This is a genomic window from Candidatus Hydrogenedens sp. (genome assembly GCA_035378955.1).
Classification (GTDB): domain Bacteria; phylum Hydrogenedentota; class Hydrogenedentia; order Hydrogenedentales; family Hydrogenedentaceae; genus Hydrogenedens.
The window spans coordinates 72152-94255 of record DAOSUS010000001.1 but is presented as its reverse complement, the minus strand read 5'-3'; the positions used below and the strand labels follow the sequence as shown (position 1 = coordinate 94255).

Sequence of the window (22104 nt, the reverse complement as noted above, 5' to 3'; positions counted from 1 at the left end):
TCTGCTCCATTATTCGATGAAATTAGATATGGCAGGTATCTGGAAAAATGATTGGTTGAGATTGGTTTTTAATCTTTCTAAAAGTTCAAAAGGGGAAAGTTTATATAAACAGTATAGCCTTTAACAGTATTCAGCAGGATTAAAAGGGCCTTAGTTGAAACAATAACTTTTTTTTTCCTAATATAAAGAAATGATTGCGATAAGACAATATAAAGGAAATACTATCTTTGAAAAGGGGGTAGGGTTATATTTTGTCTTTGTATTTATTGCAATGTATTCTATAAATGGCAGATGTGAGGAATATACTCGCATTTACTACTGGGGAAATGAATTAGATTTTTTTGTGAGTGAAACCGTTCGCGATTTTGAACATGTATATAATGGGACAAATGGCAAACCGAAAATCAAAGTGGTTATGGGGCAAAGTGCCTCGCTTAATAAAACAGATGACCCGCAGCGATTATTATGTGCCGTTGCAGGAGGTGACCCGCCGGATGTTGTCTTTTTTGATCGATTTGCAGTAGCCCAATGGGCTTCAAGAGGTGCTTTTCTGTGTTTGCAGGATTTTTATGAACGAGATTTGAGAGAAAATCCAAATGACCCTTTAACGCTAAAAGAGGAATATTTCTTCCCGCCTTGCTGGCAGGAAAGTCAATATCAAGGAAAACTGTATGCAATCCCCTGCGATACGGATAATCGCGGTTTGTATTATAATTTAGACCTGCTTGAAAAATATGCGGAGCAATTGAAAGCCATCGGTTGCGTAGACCCCAATAATCCCAATAAAGTAGGACCACCCCGAACCTGGGAACAATTAAAAAAAGCCGCTGTAATCATGACAGAAAAGGATGCACGAGGGGACATCAAGCAAATCGGATTTATTCCTAATTATGGAAATTCATGGCTGTATATCTATGGCTGGCTAAATGGTGGAGAGTTCATGTCCGCTGATGGCAAAACCTGCACATTAAACAGTCCTGAAATAACAGAAGCCCTTGCTTTTATGTCGGAAATATATGATGCTATGGGCGGTGCCGAAAAAGTCATGGCTTTCCAATCTTCTATGTTGGTTGGGGACCTTGACCCCTTCGTTGCAGGTAAGGTTGCGATGAAAATTGATGGTGATTTTGCTATGATACCTATCGCTAATGCACGCCGTTCCATGCGATTTGGTGTTGTACCAGCACCGGCTCCAGAAGGGAAAAAACGCATCGGCTGGACAGGGGGTTTTTCGTATGTAATCCCATCAAGTGCCCGTCATCCTGAAGAAGCATGGCTGTTTATCAAGTATCTCATGTCAAAACGAGCCATTCGTATACGAAACGATGCAGAAGCAGAAAAAGTTCGTGGAAGTGGCACCATATTCATACCCCGAATGAGTGCAAGACGCGACTTGACAGAATGGATTATGGAACATTATCTATATTCCGACGCTACTGTCGAAAATACTTTCAAAGATGCTATGAAAACCTTTATTTCCATGATGCCCGAAGCAAAATACCGTCCTGTTACACCCGTTGGTCAACTTCTCTGGAACGAACATGTGCGGGCTATGTGGGAAGGTATCTACAAAAAATATGATAATGACTACCTCAAAAATGCAAAGCAGGCATTAGACCGAAGCACTTCCATTGTCCAACGCGAATTAGATAAAGTAAATTATCCTGTTGAATACCCAAACTTGTCTTGGACACCCGTAGTATTTGTATATATTATCACAATACTTATAATTCTAATTATTATTACTTATGTTTTGTTCCAAAAATCACAAGCAAGGGGCTATTTTCGAAAAGAATATTATGCGGGTTATTTTTTTGCAAGTCCTTGGTTTTTAGGCTTTTTAGTTTTTGGTGGTGGTCCATTGCTTTTTTCACTTATAATGAGTTTCTGTAACTATGATGTTCTTTCTCCCCCGAAATGGGTAGGTTTTGAAAACTACCGATTTATGATAAATGACCCCCTATTTTATAAATCCCTTTGGAATACAATATACATGACCATCAGCGTTCCCTTAGGGATGATTATCAGTTTGGGAATTGCTCTTTTGCTTCAACGGGAATGGAGAGGCATGGCAACCTATCGAACCTTGTTTTATTTGCCTGCAATTATGCCGGGAGTAGCTGCTTCTATCCTCTGGCTGTGGATATTCAATCCACAAGAAGGGATGATGAACGCTATTCTGACGCAATTAGGGACAACAGGACCGAATTGGCTTCAAGACCCAAAATGGTCAAAGCCTGCATTGGTTATTATGAGTGTATGGTCTGCGGGCGGAAGTATGATAATTTGGTTAGCAGGTTTGAAAACAATTCCCGTGCAGTTATATGAAGCAGCGGAGATAGATGGTGCAGGAGTTTTTCGAAAATTTTTCTATATAACTTTACCCATGTTGAGCCCATATATTTTATTTAATTTGATAATGGGATTTATTGCAACATTTCAGATTTTCACCCAGGCATTTATCATGACACAGGGTGGACCGGTAGATTCCACTTTGTTTTATGCTTATTACCTATTTAACAATGGTTTTCAATATTTACGAATGGGTTATGCCTCTGCCTTGGCATGGATACTGTTTGGTATCATTTTAATATTAACAATATTGCAACTAAAATTGTCGCAGAAGTGGGTATATTATGAGCGGGAGCAATAACATTTTGAAAAAGATAGGGCAGGGGCTTCGTTTTGGAGCATACCATGCTATCCTTCTTGCAGGTGCAATTGTGTTCTCTGCTCCTTTTGTGTGGCTTATTGGAACAAGTTTCAAGTCCCCGGACGAATTATATCCACCCAGTTGGTTTCCACCCATGCCTGCTAATGTGGTTACATCTCCTTATTTTGGTGCAAATGCTAATGAACTGCCTATTCAACCGGTAGATGTAAATGATGAGACTTGGGAAGCATATTTAGAAAAAGGGCGAGAGACTGTTCGCGGGAAATTATTAACAATTAAAGATACATTACCTAATTTTATTCAACCTTATGTAGAAGAACCCTATCTTACAGATTTTATATTAGGTAGTTTTTTCCGTCGTATGCCCAAAGAGTTATGGACTTCAGGACTTAACGATTTTTCTTCATGGATAAATTCTGAAATAAATTCTGAAATTGTAATCAATGCATTTGATGCCATATATCGGCGTGTAGCATTAGGAGAATTGATTGTAAAAACATGGGATGCGGAAACGGTGAAGGTAGGTGATGCGGAAACATTAAAATGGGAATTACATAGCGATTGCGCCAAGTTTGTTCCGAGGTTGGAATATTTCAATCGAAAAGGGATTGAGGTTCACTATGATTTTTCAAAAGGGGACCATTTTGTTGTGGAGACCATTGCCGATTGTAATATTTCAGCAGATGAATTTAAGCGATTACGATTGAGCCTTCATGGGGATAAATCCTGGTATAGTATTCACGCCATTATTGACATAGGAGGGAAACGATTTAAATCCGTGGAGCCCATTTATCTCCAATACAATCAATGGCAGGACTGTCTCTGGCAGGTATATAGCCACGAAGATAAAAGTATCATGATGAAAAGTTGGTATACGATTAAGGAAATCGGAAATAGTCCAGAAACGCCTGAGGGGAAACTGCGTCTGAAATTGGAGATAAGAAAAACTTCCTACCCTATAGTTCTTGCACGGAAAGCATGGGGAAATTATCGGGAAGTATTAAGGGAAGTTCCTATCATTAAATATACTTATAATAGTTTGCTTTTAGTATTAATGAATATCATAGGACAGATTTTTTCTGCTTCTTTTGTAGCGTATGCCTTTGCCCGACTTCGCTGGCCTGGTCGTGATTATTATTTTATTCTGATATTGGCAACACTGATGATACCTGCTCAGGTAACGCTGGTGCCTCAATTTCTAATATGGAAAAGTTTCGGATTGTATAATACTCTTGTTCCATTGTGGGCAGGTTCTTTCTTCGGCAATGCCTTTTTCATTTTTTTGTTGCGGCAATTCATGTTAAGCATCCCGAAGGACCTTGAAGATAGTGCCTTAATTGATGGCTGTGGATATTTGCGTATATATCGTCATATTATACTTCCACTTATCAAACCTGCATTAGCCACAGTGGCAATTTTCACTTTTCTATGGGTATGGAACGATTTTATGGGTCCGTTGATTTTCTTGACTGACCAGGAAAAGTATCCGTTAAGTTTAGGTTTATTTGCATTACATGCTTTGATGATTTGGTTAGCACGGTTCGAACTTATGATGGCAGCGGCTGTGTTGATGACTTTACCTGTGATTGCGTTATTTTTCTTTGCTCAACGGCAATTTATACAGGGTATTACTTTAACTGGACTGAAAGGATAATTAATAAATTATTGTTAATTAATAATTTACGATTATGTTTCATGTGAAACATTTAATTTTTAGGCGTTGTATTTACATAATGTCCATATATATGCTTAAAAATCAAATATTTATTGAAATGTTTCATGTGAAAAAGTGTATAATAAATAAACTTAACTTATATAAGGAGAAATGTTATGAATTCTAAACTTTTTGTCAATCGCATTACGGTAGTTCTGTTACTTTTGATTTCAATCTCTACCTCAGTTTACCCATGGCAACATCATCCATTGTTCACAAAACTTGTGGTCGAAACATTACCCGAAGTAAAAAATGCAAATTCCGTTCCTGCGGAAACATTAGAAGAGTTCCTTACCGCAGAAGGACAAAATATTGCACAGGTGCTCGCTAATGTTGAAACCTGGGCAAAAAAGAATATACCCATGTATGCCCCTTGTCCACCAGATTTACTTTTCTCTCCTACCGCAAATACATCCGAAATCAAAACACGATTTTTCAAAGCCATTCGTATTAATCCAAATACAAAAACGCCTCTTTATGTTGTGAGGTTTGCTAATAATCCGCCTGAAGGCAAAACTTTGTTGAATGTAAAAGATGTATGTATTGTAAATAATACAAAAGAATTTGAGGTTTTTTGTTTCGTAAAACTTAATAAAGGGGAAACAGTTTCTCCAATAGATATTCTTACTTCTGCATCCAATGAACCTGATTACGGAATGGATACGGGATTGTTCTCAGATAATCAAACGGAATTTGGAGCGATTTATGGGTTTGGAACTCAGCCTTATGGAAATCCGAACCTTGATTTCGGTTCTCAGGCACCTTTCCACATGGGATTTTTTCATGAAAATCCTATAATCACCTTTTTTGCTCCTTTTTTGAAACAATCTTATGTTGAATATCGGATATATTTATATAAGGAATTATCAAAATTTGCCTTTGCAACGGGTCATGACTATTGGGGCTGGCGGTTTATGGGCTGGGGATTGCACTATTTAGGGGATTTATCCATGCCTTATCATACAACGGCTTTACCGGGCTACTCCGCGTTAAGAATGTTATGGATATATCTGCTGGATATATTAGGCTGGTCAACTCCTAAAAATAATGCTGTCCAGTTATCTTCAAATCGTCATTTAGCCATTGAAACATTTATGGGCACGCTTTACTTAAATGCAGTTCGTGATGGAGAAGACCCATTCTTTCTACTTGAAAGATATAATAATACTAATAATAGTAATAATAGCAATGAATTTGGATTCGTGTTTGGCTGCCCCCTTTATGAGGGGAAAATACCTGAGTATAGCGATGATTTGCCGCGGAAATGTCTTGCTTTAAGGTCACACAATTGGTCACGACAGTTAGATAAACTTATCAGCAAGATATTACCCTATCGTTTTGTGAATGACCCATCTGTAGAATTGAATGATTTAGAAGAACGGAATAATATTGTAAGCCTTACATTGGCAGAACATAATTTTGAAGAAGTCCGTGGGCTTGTGGATATGGCAAATGCGTCTCTGTTCCTTTTCAACTATTATGGGAAAAGTTATATTTTGAATATCATAAAGTAACTTTTTAACGGGATATACATAAAAATAGGGGCGTATATTTCCATACGCCCCAAATTTTTTATTTTCTTATTTTTATACTATACCAATTCTTTGCGATGAGCCCAAACTTTCTGGAATGCCTTTACATACTGTTCAACCAGTTCGGGCACTTCTGTAGTAAAGTAGGGCAGGGCTATATTTGTATCATTTGCTTGTTTTGAGCCGGGCAGTTCGGGAATAACAGGTTTGTGATGCCACCATTCATCTTCTGCATATACAGGTAATTCATGTTGTAGCGTATAATGAACTCCATCGGCACGGACACCTTCTGCCCTCAAAGCCTCTACAAGGCGATTTCTTGGAACACCTGTTTTCTTTTCATCAACAAATAACATGTTCCATTGGTAATGCAGGCGTTTTATATCTTTTCTTCCACTGGTCTGTTCCGAAATTCCTTCCAATTCCAGAAGTTGGTCATTCAATTTACGAACCTGACGGACACCGGCTTCATTTCGTTCTTCTAATCCGACTAATTGACAACGAGCAAGTGCGGCTGCCATCGGATGCATTCTGAACTTTACACCCAAACCGGAACCTGCATACTTTGCGTAGGGATTATCTTTGGGTAGATTTGTTACTTTATAGTCACCGAAGGCAACGGCTCTGCCCCAATCCTCCGCATTTTGATAAATGCCCATACCTCCTTCAATTGCAGGTAAGGGCTTGCTCATTTGATAACTGAAAATAGCCATTCGGCTCCATGTGCCCATAAGTTTTCCTTTTAATCTCGCCCCGTGGGCATGAGCACAATCTTCTAAAACAATAAGACCTTTTTCTTTTGCCCAGTCATTAATTTCATCCATATCGGCAGGTAAGCCAATCCAATGAACCGGTAGGACAGCCTTGGTATTTGGCGTTAGCCGTTTTTTTGCATCGTTCAGGTCAAAATTGAGCGTTTGTGGATTGATGTCAACAAAAACAGGGACTAATCCGAATAATCGCATCGGAAGTATTGTAGCAAAGAAGGTATACGATGGAACCATAATTTCACTGCCGGGCGGTAAATTAAGGGCAAAAAACATCGCTGTTAATGCACTTGTTCCGTTAAAATGTGCCTTTACATACGGCACCTGCATATAGTTCTTCCAATCTTCCTCCAATTTATCTATTGGATTGTAAGATGGATTTCGAACCAATTCTACTACGGCGTCTTCTTCCGCCTTACCATAACGAGGCCAGCGAGCCGCATCGTCCTGTGAAACTGTTACCGCTGGTTTGCCACCAAACAACGCTAATGTTTCATTGGCGCCCCATGCCTTATTTACAGTTGAGGAACCAGCAACAGCCGTCATAATTCCCGCAGACTTTAAAAATTCTCTGCGTGTTGAAAAACCCTTTTCTTCTTTCTTGTTTTTTTTCATAACCCAACTCCTGTTTTTATTTTATTTGACATTCCATTATTTGAAGAACTATAGGACATAGGTAACACCTGACTTAGTGTATTATATACGAAACTCATAACATTCTAAGGAGGTGCTACCTATGAACATATACATCCAACAACAGATGATTAAACCAAAACTGAATATGATTATGGAATATCAGAAAATAAAAAATCAAGAAAGTAAATACTTTAGGACGATTAAAGATTTGCGTTATTTCTACGGCATATCTCGTAAAACCTTTTATAAGTATTTGAAGCGATATAAGAATAGTCATCAGAATTCGGAAAGCTTATTACCTCAATCGAGACGACCCAAAACGAATCGGAATATGCCCTCCAAAGAATTGGAACGACTGATAGTGAAGCTGCGAAAGAAGTTAGGCTATTCCGCCCTTCTAATCAGCATGATCCTTCGGAAAAGAGGAATCAGTCGAATCAGTGAATTTGGCGTATATCAGGTATTTAAGAGATATCGCATCGGTTCTCGGTATGAAAAGAAATATAAAAAGAACATTCCCAAACGGTATGAGAAGGAACAACCCTGGGAACTCATTCATATTGATGACAAGAGAGTTGCGAATGTGAAAGGAGAAGACCCGAAACAGAAGCGATATTCGTTCAAAGCGATAGATGACTGCACCCGGTTTAAGTTTACCAAAGAGTATCCGGATAAAACCGCCCAGTCCGCCTGTGATTTCTTACAGTATGTCGTTCAGCAGATAAAAAAACTCGACCCCGAAGCCCAAATATCTGCAGTTCTCACAGACAATGGGAAAGCCTATACTTGTAAAACTCAAAAGGGTAGAAAAAATCATCCCTTCGAAAAAACCTGTAAACAACTCGGTATAAAACACAAACGAACCCAAATCAGAAGACCCCAGACCAACGGAAAAGTCGAATACGCTCATTACCTCTATGACAAAGAGTTCTATCGGAAAACCAAATTTCTTTCTCGCAGACCGAGAAGAAAAGTTAAAGGCTTTTACAGACCAATTAAACTACATAAGACCCAGTATGGCTCTCAAGGGCTTAACTCCCTATGAAAAATGGCTATCGAAAACAACAAAAACAGATTTGTCTGTAGAACAACACTATGCTATAAAATATATCCAACAGAACTATAGAAAGGAGGTGATTAATGAAAAACTCGCTAGCTGATTACATATACTTGTTACCTATGTCCTAAAGGTGATCATGTAAGGTTTTATTAATGGGATAGAGAATTTTTGGAGTTATACGAAGAAGCAGTTTTCGAAGTTAAGTGGATTAATAAAGAATAAGTTTGTATTTTATTTGAAGGAGTTAAAGCTCATCTATAATAATCGGGACAATATAGATGAGATGATTTATGTAGCCTTGGGTAGAATAAAATTAGCAATTACCTTCTCTTTTATTGAATTTTTTCGATTAACTCCTTATTGTATTTTAGGATCTCGGGTATTTTTGTTTGATCTAGTAAACAGTGATTTGTGATATCTATTTTTCCTTCACTTACAGGGTCTACTAAAAACAATTTGTTTTGTTCCCATTTTATTTCTACAAAAGTATTACTTCGCGGTATTTTAGAATGAATTTTATTAGAAATATATATAAGATTTTTATGATTATCAATTAATTCTAATTCTCTTCTTGATGTAGCATAAGAAATTGGGTAAATATGGTGTAATTGATAACCATCTTTTTTAGATACACTGTGATATTCAAAATATAACTCTCTTTCTTTTTGACTTCTTGTTGCTACAAACTCTAAGATTTCTTGAGAAAGGGTTAACATTAAAATCGTCTTTTTAAAAGTCTTAAAGTAAATTGTCTGATTAAGTAGGTTGAAAACTTGTAATGATTCATTATACCAATTCATAAAATCTCTTTTATCAGTTTTATTTTTTGCTTTTTTGTTGATTTCTTGAAATGTTTTTTGAATGCAAGAAATTATACTTGCTTGTTGTATTTTCTTTAATTTTCTATATTCTTTGATAAGTTCCACCTTTTTATCCGCGTTTAGGTTTGGATCGGATAATATAAGTGTATACTCATAAATATTAATAGAATCAAACTTTTTAAATAGTATCATAAATAATTCTTCCAAAATTGGGGCAACCAATTTTTCTACTGCATCGATATAAATTTTATACTTTTTTAATAAACTTTTTTCGTTTACAAAATCCACTGCTAAATCACTCAACTTAACATAATATATTTTACTTTTTCTGCCTTGCAATACTAATGTATTGTTTTTATCAAATCTATCTAAAAATCCCATTACAGATAAATCAGGGAATATATTTTTTTTCAAAGAGTTAATGGTACAAGAGAAGTTTTTACTTTTGTTGATATATTCAATTATTTTGTAATATTCACTACAGTCTTGTTTAATCCCCTTCCAGTCGCCAACATGTATCTTAATTTTTTTATTTTTGATGTTGTTATAGATTGTCTCTAATAGATAGCAAACTTTTTCAAATGGTAATCTATTGTGTTGAGAAAGATGGTAACCTCTGTAGTCATGTCTTGTAATACGTTGTTTTAAATAATAAAAAAATTTGTTATTCATTCTTTATCATTTTTAACCTTTGATTAGCAATTTTTATGTATTCAGGATTAATATCGCAACCAATAAAGTTTCGTCCTAACCCTTTTGCAGCAACGGCAGTTGTCCCTATACCGACAAAACAATCTAATACTAAATCTCCCGGATTACTACTTGCTTTAATTATTCTTTCAATTAAGTCAAGAGGTTTAGGGGTTGCATGGGGTAATTTAGGAGTTTTGCCGTTTATTTTATTTTTATGTCTCTCACTTGAAAAATGCCATACATCCGTACAAAGTTTACCTTTAGGATGAGGATACCACCTTTTATCATTTTTAAGTATGCCTTTTTTTTTAGCATGTTCTATCCTCTCAAGAGAGTCATAAGGAATTCTAACATCGTCTACATTAAAAGTGTATTTATGGGACCTTGTAAGGAATAATATAGTTTCCTGACTACTTGTATATTTCCTTTTAGCAGCAGACAAACCATCTCTTTTATCCCATGTTATCCAATTTTGAAAAGTTAATCCTTTATCTAAAAGATATTTCAATATAAATGCACAATTAAATGGAGAATTAAAAATATAAAAACTTCCTGTTACCTTCAACTTCGGAATTAACATATCCAAATAGGAGTTCGTAAATTTAAAAAAATCTTCAGTGGAATTAAACTTATCCCATTTATCTTTTTTCATATTGTAGGGTGGGTCAATAATTATCAAATCGACAAATTCTTCAGGAACCAATTTCAAAAATTTGAAACAATCCATTACATAAAGTTTATTAGTTTCAACCTTTAGCATACAAAAATTCTTCAAAGGTAATTTGACTAAGTTTTCTATCTATTACATCTTTATATGTTTTGCAAATCTCATATCCTATAAAATGTCTTCCTAAATCTTTCGCGACTTTCAATGTTGTTCCACTCCCCGCAAATGGATCTAAAACAACATCACCAATATATGTAAATAATTTAACACATCTTCTAACAATTTCTTCTGGCATAATAGCAGGATGTTTCCCAAAAGCAAGATCATTTTTGCTTGGAATTGGAATATTCCATATTTGTTTGGTATATTCTACCCATTCTTTTTCTGTGAGTTTACTTCTTTCTCTAATTTCTTTAGGAATGTTATTATCAGGTTTTCCTTCCTTTACATATACAGTTATAAACTCTATTGTATTTTGTGCATAAAAATTTCGCGGGTAAGGATAACTTCCAAACATTAACTTTTTACTCCAGTTAATTCTATTCCATATATAAATATCATATAAAAACATATTTTTAATGTTTTTCAATATAGAGTGTTGGATGTCAGCTGCTATATCAAAAATATGTCTGTTATAGTGTGTATTTAATTCTCGTTTTAACATTGGCATAAGTGGAGCATTAATGATTAGTTTCCCATTTGGTTTAAGTGTGCGATCACACTCATTCCAAACTTTCAACAATTCTTGAATGTAAGTTTCATAATCACTAATATCTCCAATCTGTCCGGAGATTTTTTTTGAATGGTAAGTTTTTTGCCAGCCATCTTTTGAATAGTCTTTTATATTAAAATATGGAGGGCTTGTTACGACTAAGTCCACAACTCCGTCTGGGATTTCTTCCATACTCCTAGCATCTTTGTAAAAAACTTTATCCAGATATCTTTTCTCACTCATTTTTGAATTACACAATTTTCTATTTGTTCACGAACAAATATTTTTTTGTTAGTAGTCTTACAATTTTTTCTTTTTGTTCAGATAATACTATAATATAAACATTTTCTTTCACTAAAAGCAAAATGAATTCTGTTTTTGTTCATAAAAATAGATTAACGATAATCAAGTTATTTCTAAGATTGTGCTCAATTTTATTTAGTTATTTTATGATAAGGATTATCTCTGGTACATAGGGTAATAAGTTCAATATAGATAATTACTCGTTTTATTCTGCATGAGGCTATTAAGCCATTTTATTTGCATTATCTCGGTATTACCCTAATCTCTATTTTTTTCCAAATAATATACTTATATACAAATTTCTCCTTGTTTACCCAATGGAAACTCATAAACTACTCCTTAGTATAACTCCAATAAATCCCTATACCAATTAATATATGAGACCTCTGAACAAATAGGGTTTTTAGTTTTTAGATTAAAATGTAAAATAATTATACCGTTTTTGGAAAAAGAAAATCGCTTTGAGAAAGGAAAATATCTTTTCTATAAACAATAATTGAGTTTTTTCTTATTGATTTTTTGTTTTTTTTCCTCTATTCAGAGATCTCGTTTGTTTTATTTGAATCATTTGTGTTTCAAGAATTAACCACAGAGGACACAAAAGAAATTTTATACAAAGGACACAGAGGATGTATATAATAAAAGGGGACGGTCTCTACTTTTTGGACTTTGTGCAGGGACTTTTTGTTCTTTGTGGTAAAAAGATTTAACTACCTAAAAATACCAGAAGCCAGGACGCTTCATCTATATAAAGGGAAAGACAAAAAATGTAGAGGCGAAAGATTTTTCGCCTCTACTATCTTTGAAAAATAATGCTTTGATTTTAATAATATCCCGCAAAAACTTGATTTTAGAATATTATTATGGTATACCAAAAATAAGTATGTATGAAAATTTCGGGTCAGTAAATGTATGTAAAAAAGGAAGGTAAAAAATATATGAGATAATTAGGACTTAAAAGAAGTGCGAATCTTATTATTTGTTTAATCTTTTTGTATGATTTATACCCTTGAAAACATCCGAGGGTATCAAGTGAAGGCTGAATAAGAAAGGAGGCACTCTGAGGTGTAAATAAAATGATGGATAGTAATCATTCTTTTTTATACAGATTAAGTAGACTTTTTAACATAATGTTCTTATCTGGTTTAATTCTATTATTACATTCCTTATGCTTGGGAGCAATACAGATAAGTAATATTTATGAGCTACAGAACATAGGCAATGACCCGTCATATCCGTTGGATGAAGAGTATGAATTGATACAGGACATAGATGCAAGTGAGACTATAAACTGGAATGATGGTGCAGGCTTTGTACCTATAGGTACTTTCCCGTATGGATTTTCGGGAAAATTTAATGGTAATGGGTGTGAAATACGGAATTTGTATATAAATTGCCATGAAGGGTGTGCTGGTTTATTTGCTGTATCTTCTGGAGAGATTTGCAATTTAATTTTAGAAAATACTTGGGTATTTGGGGATAATTCTGCTGGTGGTCTGATAGGGTATAATTTTGGGAAAGTTACACAATGCTATTTCTCTGGCAGTGTGGTAGGTTTTATTTATGTTGGGGGCTTGATAGGGAAGAATGATTGTACTTTTTATGGTGAAGTTAAGCAATGTTATTCTACAGGAATTGTTGCCGGGGTATCCTATGTTGGTGGTCTTGTGGGGAATAATTATGGAGTTATGGTTATACAAAGTTATTCTACAAGTAATGTATCGGGATCTGCAAAAGTTGGGGGGTTGATAGGAGAAAATTTTGGAGTTGTAAAAGAATGTTATTCTGCAGGTAATGCATTTGCTAATAATGATGTTGGGGGGTTGATAGGAGGTGACAAAATTTCTTTGGCTCAAAAGAGTTATTGGGATATTGTGACATCGAGACAGAAAATCTCTTCCGGTGGTGAAGGAAAAACAACAGTAGAGATGAAAAAACAGGCTACTTATATAGACTGGGACTTCAAGAATGTATGGAATATAGAAGAAAATGCGAGTTATCCTTTCCTAAGAGCACTTGGACCTACAAAAAGTCCTCCGCCTGTTGTTATAAAGGATATAAGTAGTTTAAAGGAATTGAATAAAATAGGAAGAGATTGGGATTATCCCTGGAATGGGATATATCATTTGTGTGCGGATATAGATGCGACTGAGACAGAAAATTGGGATGGAGGAAAAGGGTTTAAACCGATAGGGCCGTTTTTTGGTAAGTTTTATGGGCATGGACATATTATACGAAACCTTTATATAAATCGTCTTTGCCAAAAAAGGTCCTATGCAGGTTTATTTGGCATTATTTTATATGATGGAACGGTGCGAGAATTAGGATTGGAGAGTGCTTGGGTGAAAGGGGATAATAGTGTCGGTACAGTAGCGGGTTGGAATTGTGGTATAGTGGCACAATGCTATTCTACAGGTGTTGTATCAGGGTATAAAGAAGTTGGTGGGTTGGTTGGGCATAATATAGGCACAGTTACACAAAGTTATTCTGCGTGTAATGTGTCTATGCTTTGCCGTAAAGGTGAGATTGTAATGGACTTTGGTGGAGTGGTTGGGTTCAATCATTTTATAGTTCAACAGTGTTTCTCTAAGGGTCGCTTTTTAAATAGATCGCTTTTTGGCGGTGTGATAGGTCGCAATATAGGAACAGTTACGCAGTCTTATTGGGATATAGAGACATCTGGGCAAAGTCATATCGGCGGTGGTGAAATGGGCAAGACTACTATGGAGATGAAACAGCAAGCAACATACAAAGGCTGGGATTTTGACAAAGTATGGGGAATAGTTGAAGGAGTAAGTTATCCTTATTTGCGGTGGCAAGGTGGGCCCCTTTCAGAGATGATTTCTATCCCTAATGTGGTTGGTAAAAATTACAATGAAGCGGAATACAGATTAGTTGGAATTGGATTAATTTTAGAAATGTTAATCCAACAGTGTAGTGATACAGTTCCCGAAGGTAATGTAGTCAATCAGACGCCAACCGCTGGACAACAGGTTTTACCAGGAACTCCAATAACCCTCGTAATATCCACAGGACCCTGTCCCGAAGGAGAAGGTATGGCAGAAGGTTCTAATCATTAACGAATGGAGGAAAGTGCCATATCGGAAGGAGAAATGTAGCGGTGAAAAATTTTTTGCTTTTTTATTTTTACATAATGAAAGATTTTTGATTATCATTCTTATGTGGTTTATGATTGTTCAGAGATTTCAAGTATGTTTTTAAGATTATTTTTAATAAGGATTGCGTTATGAGAAAAGTTTTTTGTCTGTTTTTGCTGTTTGTTTTGGGGGGGTTGTTTAACAGTTCGGCTGATGAGGTATGGAAAGCGGGTATTGCTGTATGTGATATAACACCGCCTACGGGTCTTTGGCTGGCAGGTTATGCAATGCGTGACCATCCTGCGGAAGGGGCGATACATCCATTGTGGGTAAAGGCTCTGGCTTTACAGGATGCACCGGGAAAAACGGCAGTAATTGTTAGCAGTGATATACTTGGTTTTACCGCAGAAATGTCTCAGAGGATAAAGCAACAAGTAAAAGAAAAAACAGGTCTTGACACCGGGGATATACTTTTGAACAGTTCGCATACGCATTCCGGTCCTATTGTTGGTGATTCGCTTATTGCTATGTATATTATCTCCGAAGACACGGAGCATCTGGATAAAATTCAACGATATACAGAAGAACTTGAACGAAAAGTTGTGGATACTATTGTTAATGCCATGGAGCATTTAGAACCTGCAAAACTATTTATGGGGCGTGGTGTAGTTCGGTTTGCTGTTAATCGGCGGAATAATAAAGAGGCGGAAATTGAAACTACTTATGATTATAAAGGTCCTGTAGACCATTCTGTGCCTATACTTGTGGTTAAGAATGTTATTGATGATACTATCCGCTCTATGGTATTTGGTTACGCATGTCATTCGACTGTTCTGTCTGGTTATCAGTGGTGTGGTGATTATCCGGGGTTTGCACAGATAGATTTAGAACAAACATATCCCACAGCGAAGGCTCTTTTTGTTGCGGGTTGTGGTGCGGATATAAATCCATTACCCCGAAGAACAATCGCCTTAGCCCAACAATATGGGAAGGAACTTGCAGCAGCGGTTACTCGTGCTATAGAAGATAACCTTCAAGAATTACCGCCTTCATTGAAAACAAGTTATGAAACCGTTACTCTCCCGTTAGAAACGCCTTTGACGAAAGAAGAACTTCAACAAATATCTGATGATACAAAAAAAGCAGAATATATTCGTCGTTCTGCCCGTTATTTGTTGAAGAAATTGGAACGGGGAATTCCTTTAAGAACTTCGTATCCATATCCGATACAGGTGTGGAATATGGGTGGTTTTCCTGTGATTGCCTTAGGTGGAGAGGTAGTTGTTGATTATGCTATTGCTGTTAAACAGCGGATAGAACCGAATGCAATGGTATTGGGTTATTCTAACGATCTGATGAGTTATATCCCTTCTGTGCGAGTGATTCGTGAAGGAGGCTACGAAGGAGATACTTCACAATTGGAATATGAAATGCCTGCTAAATGGAAGGAAGAGATTGAGGAACTTATCCTGAATGCTATTGCTCAAATGTGGGCGAAAATAAAATAGCCACAGATATTCGATCATTGGTATATATGGGACGAATGGGACTATGGGACTGTGGGACGAATGGGACCATGGGACGAATGGGACTGATGGGACTGTGGGACGAATGGGACTATGAGACACATGGGACATAGGGGACTATGGGACGAATGGGGGGAATGGGGCGAAAGATTTTACGCTCTCACTTCCTTATTTTTCTATCTTATTTGTGAATGATATTTTATACTCACTTAATTTTTTTTCTTGTGAGGATGGAGTAGGGCTTCCAGGAGTTGGCGAGTTCTTCGGCTTCTTTGATTTCCTCGGGAGTTAGTCCTGACCAGAAATTCCAGATATTGGGTAGGAGTTTTTTGCGTGTCTGTTCTGCTTGTTGGGCTAATTCTTTGGCTTGTGGATGGTCACTTCCTTCATTTACTAATCGTATTACCAGTGTATAATGTGCATAAGATAATACATAATCTTTTTTTCCTGCCAATCCATAAAGATAAAAATCGCCTAAACGAAGTATTGCTTCTAAATTTCCTTGACTTCCTGCTTTTTCATAACATTCTTTGGCTTTTGTATAACTCTTCTGTATTTCATAGCCGTTTTCGTAAATGTAACCCATTTTTACCTGTGCTTCGGGGAGAGAACTTGCTCTCTGATAATATTCCATAGCCTTTATGTAATTTACAACATCAATTTTCCCGGTAAAATACAAATCTCCAATAGCCATATTTGCTTCATGACTATAAGAACTATAATGATTTTGATATCCACCATAAGAAAGATCGTCTCGTATTACATCATAAAAACATTCGTATGCTTTTTGATAATCTCGTGGAACACCGTCACCTTTGCTATACATCAATCCTAACCAATATTTGCCATCTTTTCCAGATTTCTCAAAGTATTCTTTTGCTTTATTAAAATCCTGTGGAACAGCAATTCCTATATAGTAACATCTACCAATCTCGCAGAGGGCTTTCTGGTCTCCTTTTTCTGCCAGCTTTTGAAAGTATGCTAAACCTTTCTTTTCGTCTTTTTTCATTCCCGGTAGATAACCATACATATATCTATACGCGAGATAAGAGGTTGCTTCTTCACTTCCCAACTCGCTGGCTTCTTCCATATATGCCAATCCTTTATCCCTGTCTTTATTTTCCTTTCCATAGATATATTTACGCCCTAAGTAAAGAAACGCTTCTGGAATTTTAGCCTCCTTTATTTCTTCTAACTGTTCAAGATTTACAGGTTCCCATTCCAGGATTTTTGCCAATAATCTCATATGGTCAAAAACATCATAACCATGATTTAAATCATACATGGCAAGTTGATAAAATCCATACTCAGCTCTATTTTCCTTATCTACAAATTCCGGGTTTATTCCTGATAATATTTCTTGAGTTTTTTCCATCTTATTTAGTCTGTAAAATATTGCGGCTAAGTAGATTTTATAAAGTATGTTTTTGTCATTAACATATTTATAGGCATTTTCTGCAATAGCCAGCATTTTTTGATTAATACTTTCATCTTTTAACTCTGGATTTTTTTGGAGGAGGTGTTCTAACTTACGAATATAAATAACTTCAAGAAAGATATCTTTTTTCAACACGCTTTCGTAACATTCCAAAAACTTATCCATACATATTTCCGTTACTTCATTATTTTTCCCTGTGCTGGCTGAAAAGGCATATAACAACCAATAAATGGGTGTTTGAACTATCCCCTTTTCTGTCTTTTGCATGTCATTAAACGATTGCAGACATAAACCAAAATCCTTTGCATAGAAATTCCTTAAAAGCAACTGAACCATTCTATCTTCTACCAACAAGGCATCGGGTAATTTTGGTAAAATTTGATTATAAAAATAAGGTTTTATTACTTCCATCCATTCTTTTTTAACACTTGAAACAGTTCTTCTAAACTCTTCATTCAGTTCATCAGGCGGGTAACTACACGATTCGTAATTATAAAAACGGTTATCAAACAAACAGCGATAATATAGTATTTTGCTACAATTCATTAGGGAATGACGGGTATCCCTATTCATTTCTTGAAGATTAATCAAAGAATGCACTAATTCAGAAGACGGTTTATCCAGTCGTAAATAGTGTTCCCTTTCTAAAAGGTCTATTCCTTCTGATAGTTTTCCTTTTGCGGTTTTCAATTCGGAAAGGGAGTTGATAATCTCTTGATAAGTATTTTTTATTTCTTCAGGAAAATTAACTTTATCTAAATCAATGTTATTAAGGATATAGGTATATTCTGCTTTTATCATAGAAATGCTTGAAGTAGAACAGATTCGATTGAGGGAAAAGTTGATGAGATTTATTGCTTGCAAAAGGGTCTGATAGTATTCGTTTGTTTTTTCATCGGTTTGGGGTTTTGCTTCATCCGAAAAAACATTTGTGGGAAAAAGAGAAATTGAGATAATCAGAATTAAGCAGACATAACCGTTGTTCCGAATTTTCTCCATATCAGGTCCTTGGGTCTTTTTCTATTATAATGCACATAGGTAGGGTTATTGTCAAATTTTTTAAGGGGGTGCTGGATGTGTTAGACCTGTTGGACAAGTTGGAGTTTTAGACAAATTCCTTTATTTATTGTTCTTCAGATATTCTATTGCCTGTTCTAATACAATGTCTTTTTTATCTACAAAGATTTTCTGTAAATTGTCCGTATTGATAGGAATTCTTATTGTCGGAGCAATTCCACCTTCACCTTTTGCATTGGCTTCAATCTGGACATTTCCATCTTTATCCAGCGAGCGAGCCACTGGATACGAAACGGTGATACCATCGGGCATACGCACATCACCGCCGGGAACACCCATCGCACCTCTTGTATGGCACATTCCAATTATCTGGACATTCTTTTGCTTACTCAAAACAGAAACAAATCCTTCGGCACAGCCTGCAGTTCCATAATCAACAAGGATAACAACCTTCCCCCGATAGCGTATGGGAAATGGTTTAACAACGACCCTATCACCTGGACTTACTTTAAAACTCTTTTCCTTTTTGCTATAAAAAGCAAGGTCTTGTAAAAAGGTTTCCTCCTCAACGAAGTAACCTGCAAATCGTGGAATTAATTCTGGGTCACCACCTGTATTTCCGCGTAGGTCTATGATAATACCGGGCACACCATCACGGACAAAATCGCTAACGATTTTTTGGAATGCTTGTGCAGGAAAGGGGGTGTTGATACTGGGAGAGAAGAAAAGAATACGGACATAGCCGTAAGTTTCTTCCAGTTTTTTCTTCTGTAATGGACTATCCATTGGACCAACACTAACTTTATCCCACACAGGAAGTTGTAAGGTAGCATAGTCGTCTTTTTGTGCTTTTAATTTTGCCACCACAGGTTCCGTTTGTGAGGGGTTTACAAAAGACACTTCTACTTCTGTATCTATCGGAGCCCTACCCATAAGTTTACATTGCTCGTATAATCTGCCTTCGTTTGTTGCTGGCGGATTATCTGCCCATAAAACTGGTGTTTCCAGAACGGCTTGTTCTATCGGCTTGTTATTCCACTGTAAAAGTTTTGCACCGATTTTCATACCTGCTTTGTCCGCGTAACTATTTGGGTGGATATAAAAAACAATGTATTCCCCATCTTCAGTTTTGGTCATTGCAAAGCCATAACCACCACCTATAACCGAAGCACGAATAGATTCATGGGTCTCTATACGGACATTGGCATCGGGTATGGAATACATAAATTCACGGAGGGCAAGATAGTAGCCATCGCGGTTCTTTTTTTCTTTTGCCTGTGCTATTTTTTCCGAATATTTTGACCGCAACTCATCCCAATTTATATTTTTCCACTCTGTATATGGATACTCGCGTTCAATCTGGTCACAAAGCCTATAAAACGCCTTTTTCCATGGTAATAGCCGATAATCCCCTTCACCACTCATCAATAAGGGTATTTTGGGTAAGGGTAAGGGCAATTCGGGTAGAGGCACAGCCACCATAGGGACTTCAATTTTTGTAAGGGGTATGCGTGTTCGTGTGCAACCGACCCATAAAGATAGGACGCAGATAAAAAGGAACAAAAATACTACAATTCGCAGGTTTTTCATAAGTCTAATTCCATTTTTTAATTATTATGTACTTATAATATGTTATGGAAAATTTTCTATTTTCGTTCCAAAATTTTTTATGTTTTGAATGATATTGTATATTATAAAGTAAAAATAAATTTTCTCAAACCTTAATAGGTTATGCCCATTTTAAAAAGAAATCATAGGCATAAGGGGTAGTGTTACTATCTATTCATAAATATGGATATATTTTAATTACACTAACTTAGTCGCGTGCCCAAATTGTTGTCATTCCCATACCACCACCGACGCATAATGTAGCGAGACCATATTTGAGGTTTCTTCGTTTCATTTCATTGAGCAAAGACAATACAATACGGGCACCGGTACAACCAACGGGATGACCTAAAGCGATACCCGAACCATTTACATTAGTAATATCACGATTTAGACCTAACAATTTTTCACATGCGAGATATTGAGCCGCAAAGGCTTCGTTTAGTTCTATCAGTTCAATATCATCTAATTTCATTTTTGCTTTTTCTAATGCCTTCTTTGTAGCGGGCACAGGACCATATCCCATAAGTTCCGGTTCAACCCCGGCTACGGCATATGAAACAAGCCGACCTAACGGTTCCAATCCCCTGCGATTGGCTTCTTTTTCACTCATTAGAACAACCGCACACGCGGCATCATTGATACCAGAGGCATTGCCTGCAGTAACAGTGCCATCTTTCTTAAAAGAAGGCTTTAGAGAGGCTAATTGTTCTATTGTTAAGCCCATACGCACATGTTCATCCTGCTCGAAAAGGGTAACACTTCCTTTTTTTCCTTTAATCTCGACGGGGATAATTTCCTCCTTGAATTTTCCTTCCTTTATGGCTTTTTCAGCGCAATTGTGGGATTTTAACGCTATGGTATCCTGTTCCTCACGGGTAATATGATACTTTTCTGCAAGATTTTCTGCGGTCAGACCCATAATAAGACCGCTCCATGAATCCGTAAGTCCATCCCAAACACCATCTGCAAGTGTTGCATGCTGCAGGCGGATACCCCAGCGTGCTTTATCCACAGTATAAGGGACACGGCTCATAATTTCTACACCGCCTGCTACAGCAATGTCCATATCGCCAAGCATAATTTGCTGTGCCGCGTAAACAATGGCTTGCATTCCTGATGCACAGTTCCGCTGGATGGTAACACCGGGCACCTGGATAGGCAAACCTGCTTTCAAGGCAGCGAGCCTACCTGTCGGTAATTCATCGGTTCGTTGCATGCATTGCCCAATAATCACATCGCCGACGGCATCCGGCTCTACTTTACTTCGTTGAAGGGCTTCTTTTACAACGAGACCTGCAAGGTCAGGCGCCGGGTAATCTTTTAAACTTCCACCGAAAGAACCAATTGCCGTGCGAATACCTGATGTAATAACAATATGTTCCATAATAGTACCTCCTATCCTGTTAGGTTGTATGTTAAATTAAAATTGCCTGCGAAATTCATCTATATTTTCAGGTTGCATTTCCACCTCATTCCAGTAGGTTTCATCCTTAGAAAGCCATTGGCGGTTCAAAGGGTCTTCTTTAAACAAGCGATAAAGGATACCTATGGGAGCGATGACAAGATAAAAAGTAACCAACAAAAAAAGCCGTGTCATTACCCAGTTTAATGCTTCTGCTAATTTCATCCACAGGAAGAAAACAGGTTGCAGGATTTTCGGGAAGAGGATACCTAAAAGAATTAAGGTTCCTCCAATACCCCACCATATATAAGGTATCCCAATAAAGCCATGAATAGCCCAGCGTAAGGCACCGATTATGATAAAAACGGCACCAACAAGCAAACCAAATTTACGCTGTTCTTTTTTGTCGGTATAATCCATCTTTAAAGCCATA

Annotated in this window: 15 protein-coding genes; 7 read left to right on the top strand and 8 right to left on the bottom strand. The window is 36.7% G+C overall.

From position 1 onward, the window contains the following. The first annotated feature begins 190 nt into the window (after positions 1-190). The 3 genes from PLA12_00335 (at position 191) to PLA12_00325 (ending at position 5902) form a co-directional block, all read left to right on the top strand. The gene (locus tag PLA12_00335; GenBank protein HOQ30937.1) at positions 191-2653 is read left to right on the top strand and encodes an extracellular solute-binding protein; all 2463 of its coding nucleotides are present in this window, start codon (positions 191-193) and stop codon (positions 2651-2653) included. Continuing rightward, a complete protein-coding gene (locus PLA12_00330) occupies positions 2637-4328 on the top strand; it encodes an ABC transporter permease subunit (GenBank protein HOQ30936.1) in 1692 nt (563 codons plus the stop codon). Before PLA12_00335 ends, PLA12_00330 begins: the two co-directional genes overlap by 17 nt. A 176-nt stretch (positions 4329-4504) precedes the next feature. Then, entirely contained in the window at positions 4505-5902 is a 1398-nt protein-coding gene (locus PLA12_00325) for a hypothetical protein (protein HOQ30935.1), read from the top strand. Positions 5903-5979: 77 nt separating this feature from the next. Here the strand turns inward: PLA12_00325 and PLA12_00320 are convergent, their stop codons facing one another. After that, complete coding sequence (locus PLA12_00320) at positions 5980-7302, bottom strand: aminotransferase class I/II-fold pyridoxal phosphate-dependent enzyme (GenBank protein ID HOQ30934.1); 1323 nt, start codon at positions 7300-7302, stop codon at positions 5980-5982. Positions 7303-7423: 121 nt separating this feature from the next. Between PLA12_00320 and PLA12_00315 the strand changes: the two genes are divergently transcribed. Further along, positions 7424-8368: a DDE-type integrase/transposase/recombinase gene (locus PLA12_00315; protein HOQ30933.1), complete on the top strand. Its 945-nt coding sequence runs from the start codon at positions 7424-7426 to the stop codon at positions 8366-8368. 347 nt (positions 8369-8715) lie between these two features. Here the strand turns inward: PLA12_00315 and PLA12_00310 are convergent, their stop codons facing one another. Genes PLA12_00310 through PLA12_00300 form a run of 3 tightly spaced genes read right to left on the bottom strand, consistent with a single transcriptional unit; the run spans position 8716 to position 11468 of the window. Continuing rightward, complete coding sequence (locus PLA12_00310; protein HOQ30932.1) at positions 8716-9876, bottom strand: hypothetical protein; 1161 nt, start codon at positions 9874-9876, stop codon at positions 8716-8718. After that, complete coding sequence (locus tag PLA12_00305) at positions 9869-10657, bottom strand: site-specific DNA-methyltransferase (GenBank protein ID HOQ30931.1); 789 nt, start codon at positions 10655-10657, stop codon at positions 9869-9871. The genes PLA12_00310 and PLA12_00305 overlap by 8 nt, the downstream gene beginning before the upstream one ends. Continuing rightward, positions 10644-11468, bottom strand: coding sequence for a site-specific DNA-methyltransferase (locus PLA12_00300; protein HOQ30930.1), 825 nt, complete (start codon positions 11466-11468; stop codon positions 10644-10646). The genes PLA12_00305 and PLA12_00300 overlap by 14 nt, the downstream gene beginning before the upstream one ends. A gap of 1187 nt (positions 11469-12655) precedes the next feature. Here PLA12_00300 and PLA12_00295 point away from each other — a divergent pair. From PLA12_00295 to PLA12_00285, 3 genes are all read left to right on the top strand, one after another. Further along, positions 12656-14659 carry a PASTA domain-containing protein gene (locus PLA12_00295; GenBank protein HOQ30929.1) on the top strand — a complete coding sequence of 668 codons (2004 nt, stop codon included), beginning with the start codon at positions 12656-12658 and terminating at the stop codon, positions 14657-14659. A 167-nt stretch (positions 14660-14826) separates the two neighbouring features. Then, positions 14827-16185 carry a neutral/alkaline non-lysosomal ceramidase N-terminal domain-containing protein gene (locus tag PLA12_00290; protein ID HOQ30928.1) on the top strand — a complete coding sequence of 453 codons (1359 nt, stop codon included), beginning with the start codon at positions 14827-14829 and terminating at the stop codon, positions 16183-16185. Then, positions 16167-16316 carry a hypothetical protein gene (locus PLA12_00285; GenBank protein HOQ30927.1) on the top strand — a complete coding sequence of 50 codons (150 nt, stop codon included), beginning with the start codon at positions 16167-16169 and terminating at the stop codon, positions 16314-16316. The genes PLA12_00290 and PLA12_00285 overlap by 19 nt, the downstream gene beginning before the upstream one ends. A 92-nt stretch (positions 16317-16408) precedes the next feature. Here PLA12_00285 and PLA12_00280 read toward each other — a convergent pair whose 3' ends face one another. The 4 genes from PLA12_00280 to PLA12_00265 all read right to left on the bottom strand — a co-directional run bounded on the left by PLA12_00280 (position 16409) and on the right by PLA12_00265 (position 22103). After that, the gene (locus PLA12_00280) at positions 16409-18640 is read right to left on the bottom strand and encodes a tetratricopeptide repeat protein (protein ID HOQ30926.1); all 2232 of its coding nucleotides are present in this window, start codon (positions 18638-18640) and stop codon (positions 16409-16411) included. Positions 18641-18760: 120 nt separating this feature from the next. Next, entirely contained in the window at positions 18761-20248 is a 1488-nt protein-coding gene (locus PLA12_00275) for a S41 family peptidase (GenBank protein ID HOQ30925.1), read from the bottom strand. Between the two features lie 226 nt (positions 20249-20474). Beyond that, positions 20475-21653 (bottom strand): acetyl-CoA C-acetyltransferase, encoded by a 1179-nt coding sequence (locus PLA12_00270; protein ID HOQ30924.1) that lies wholly within the window; start codon positions 21651-21653, stop codon positions 20475-20477. Positions 21654-21689: 36 nt separating this feature from the next. Beyond that, positions 21690-22103 (bottom strand): SxtJ family membrane protein, encoded by a 414-nt coding sequence (locus PLA12_00265; protein HOQ30923.1) that lies wholly within the window; start codon positions 22101-22103, stop codon positions 21690-21692. Position 22104 lies beyond the last annotated feature (1 nt).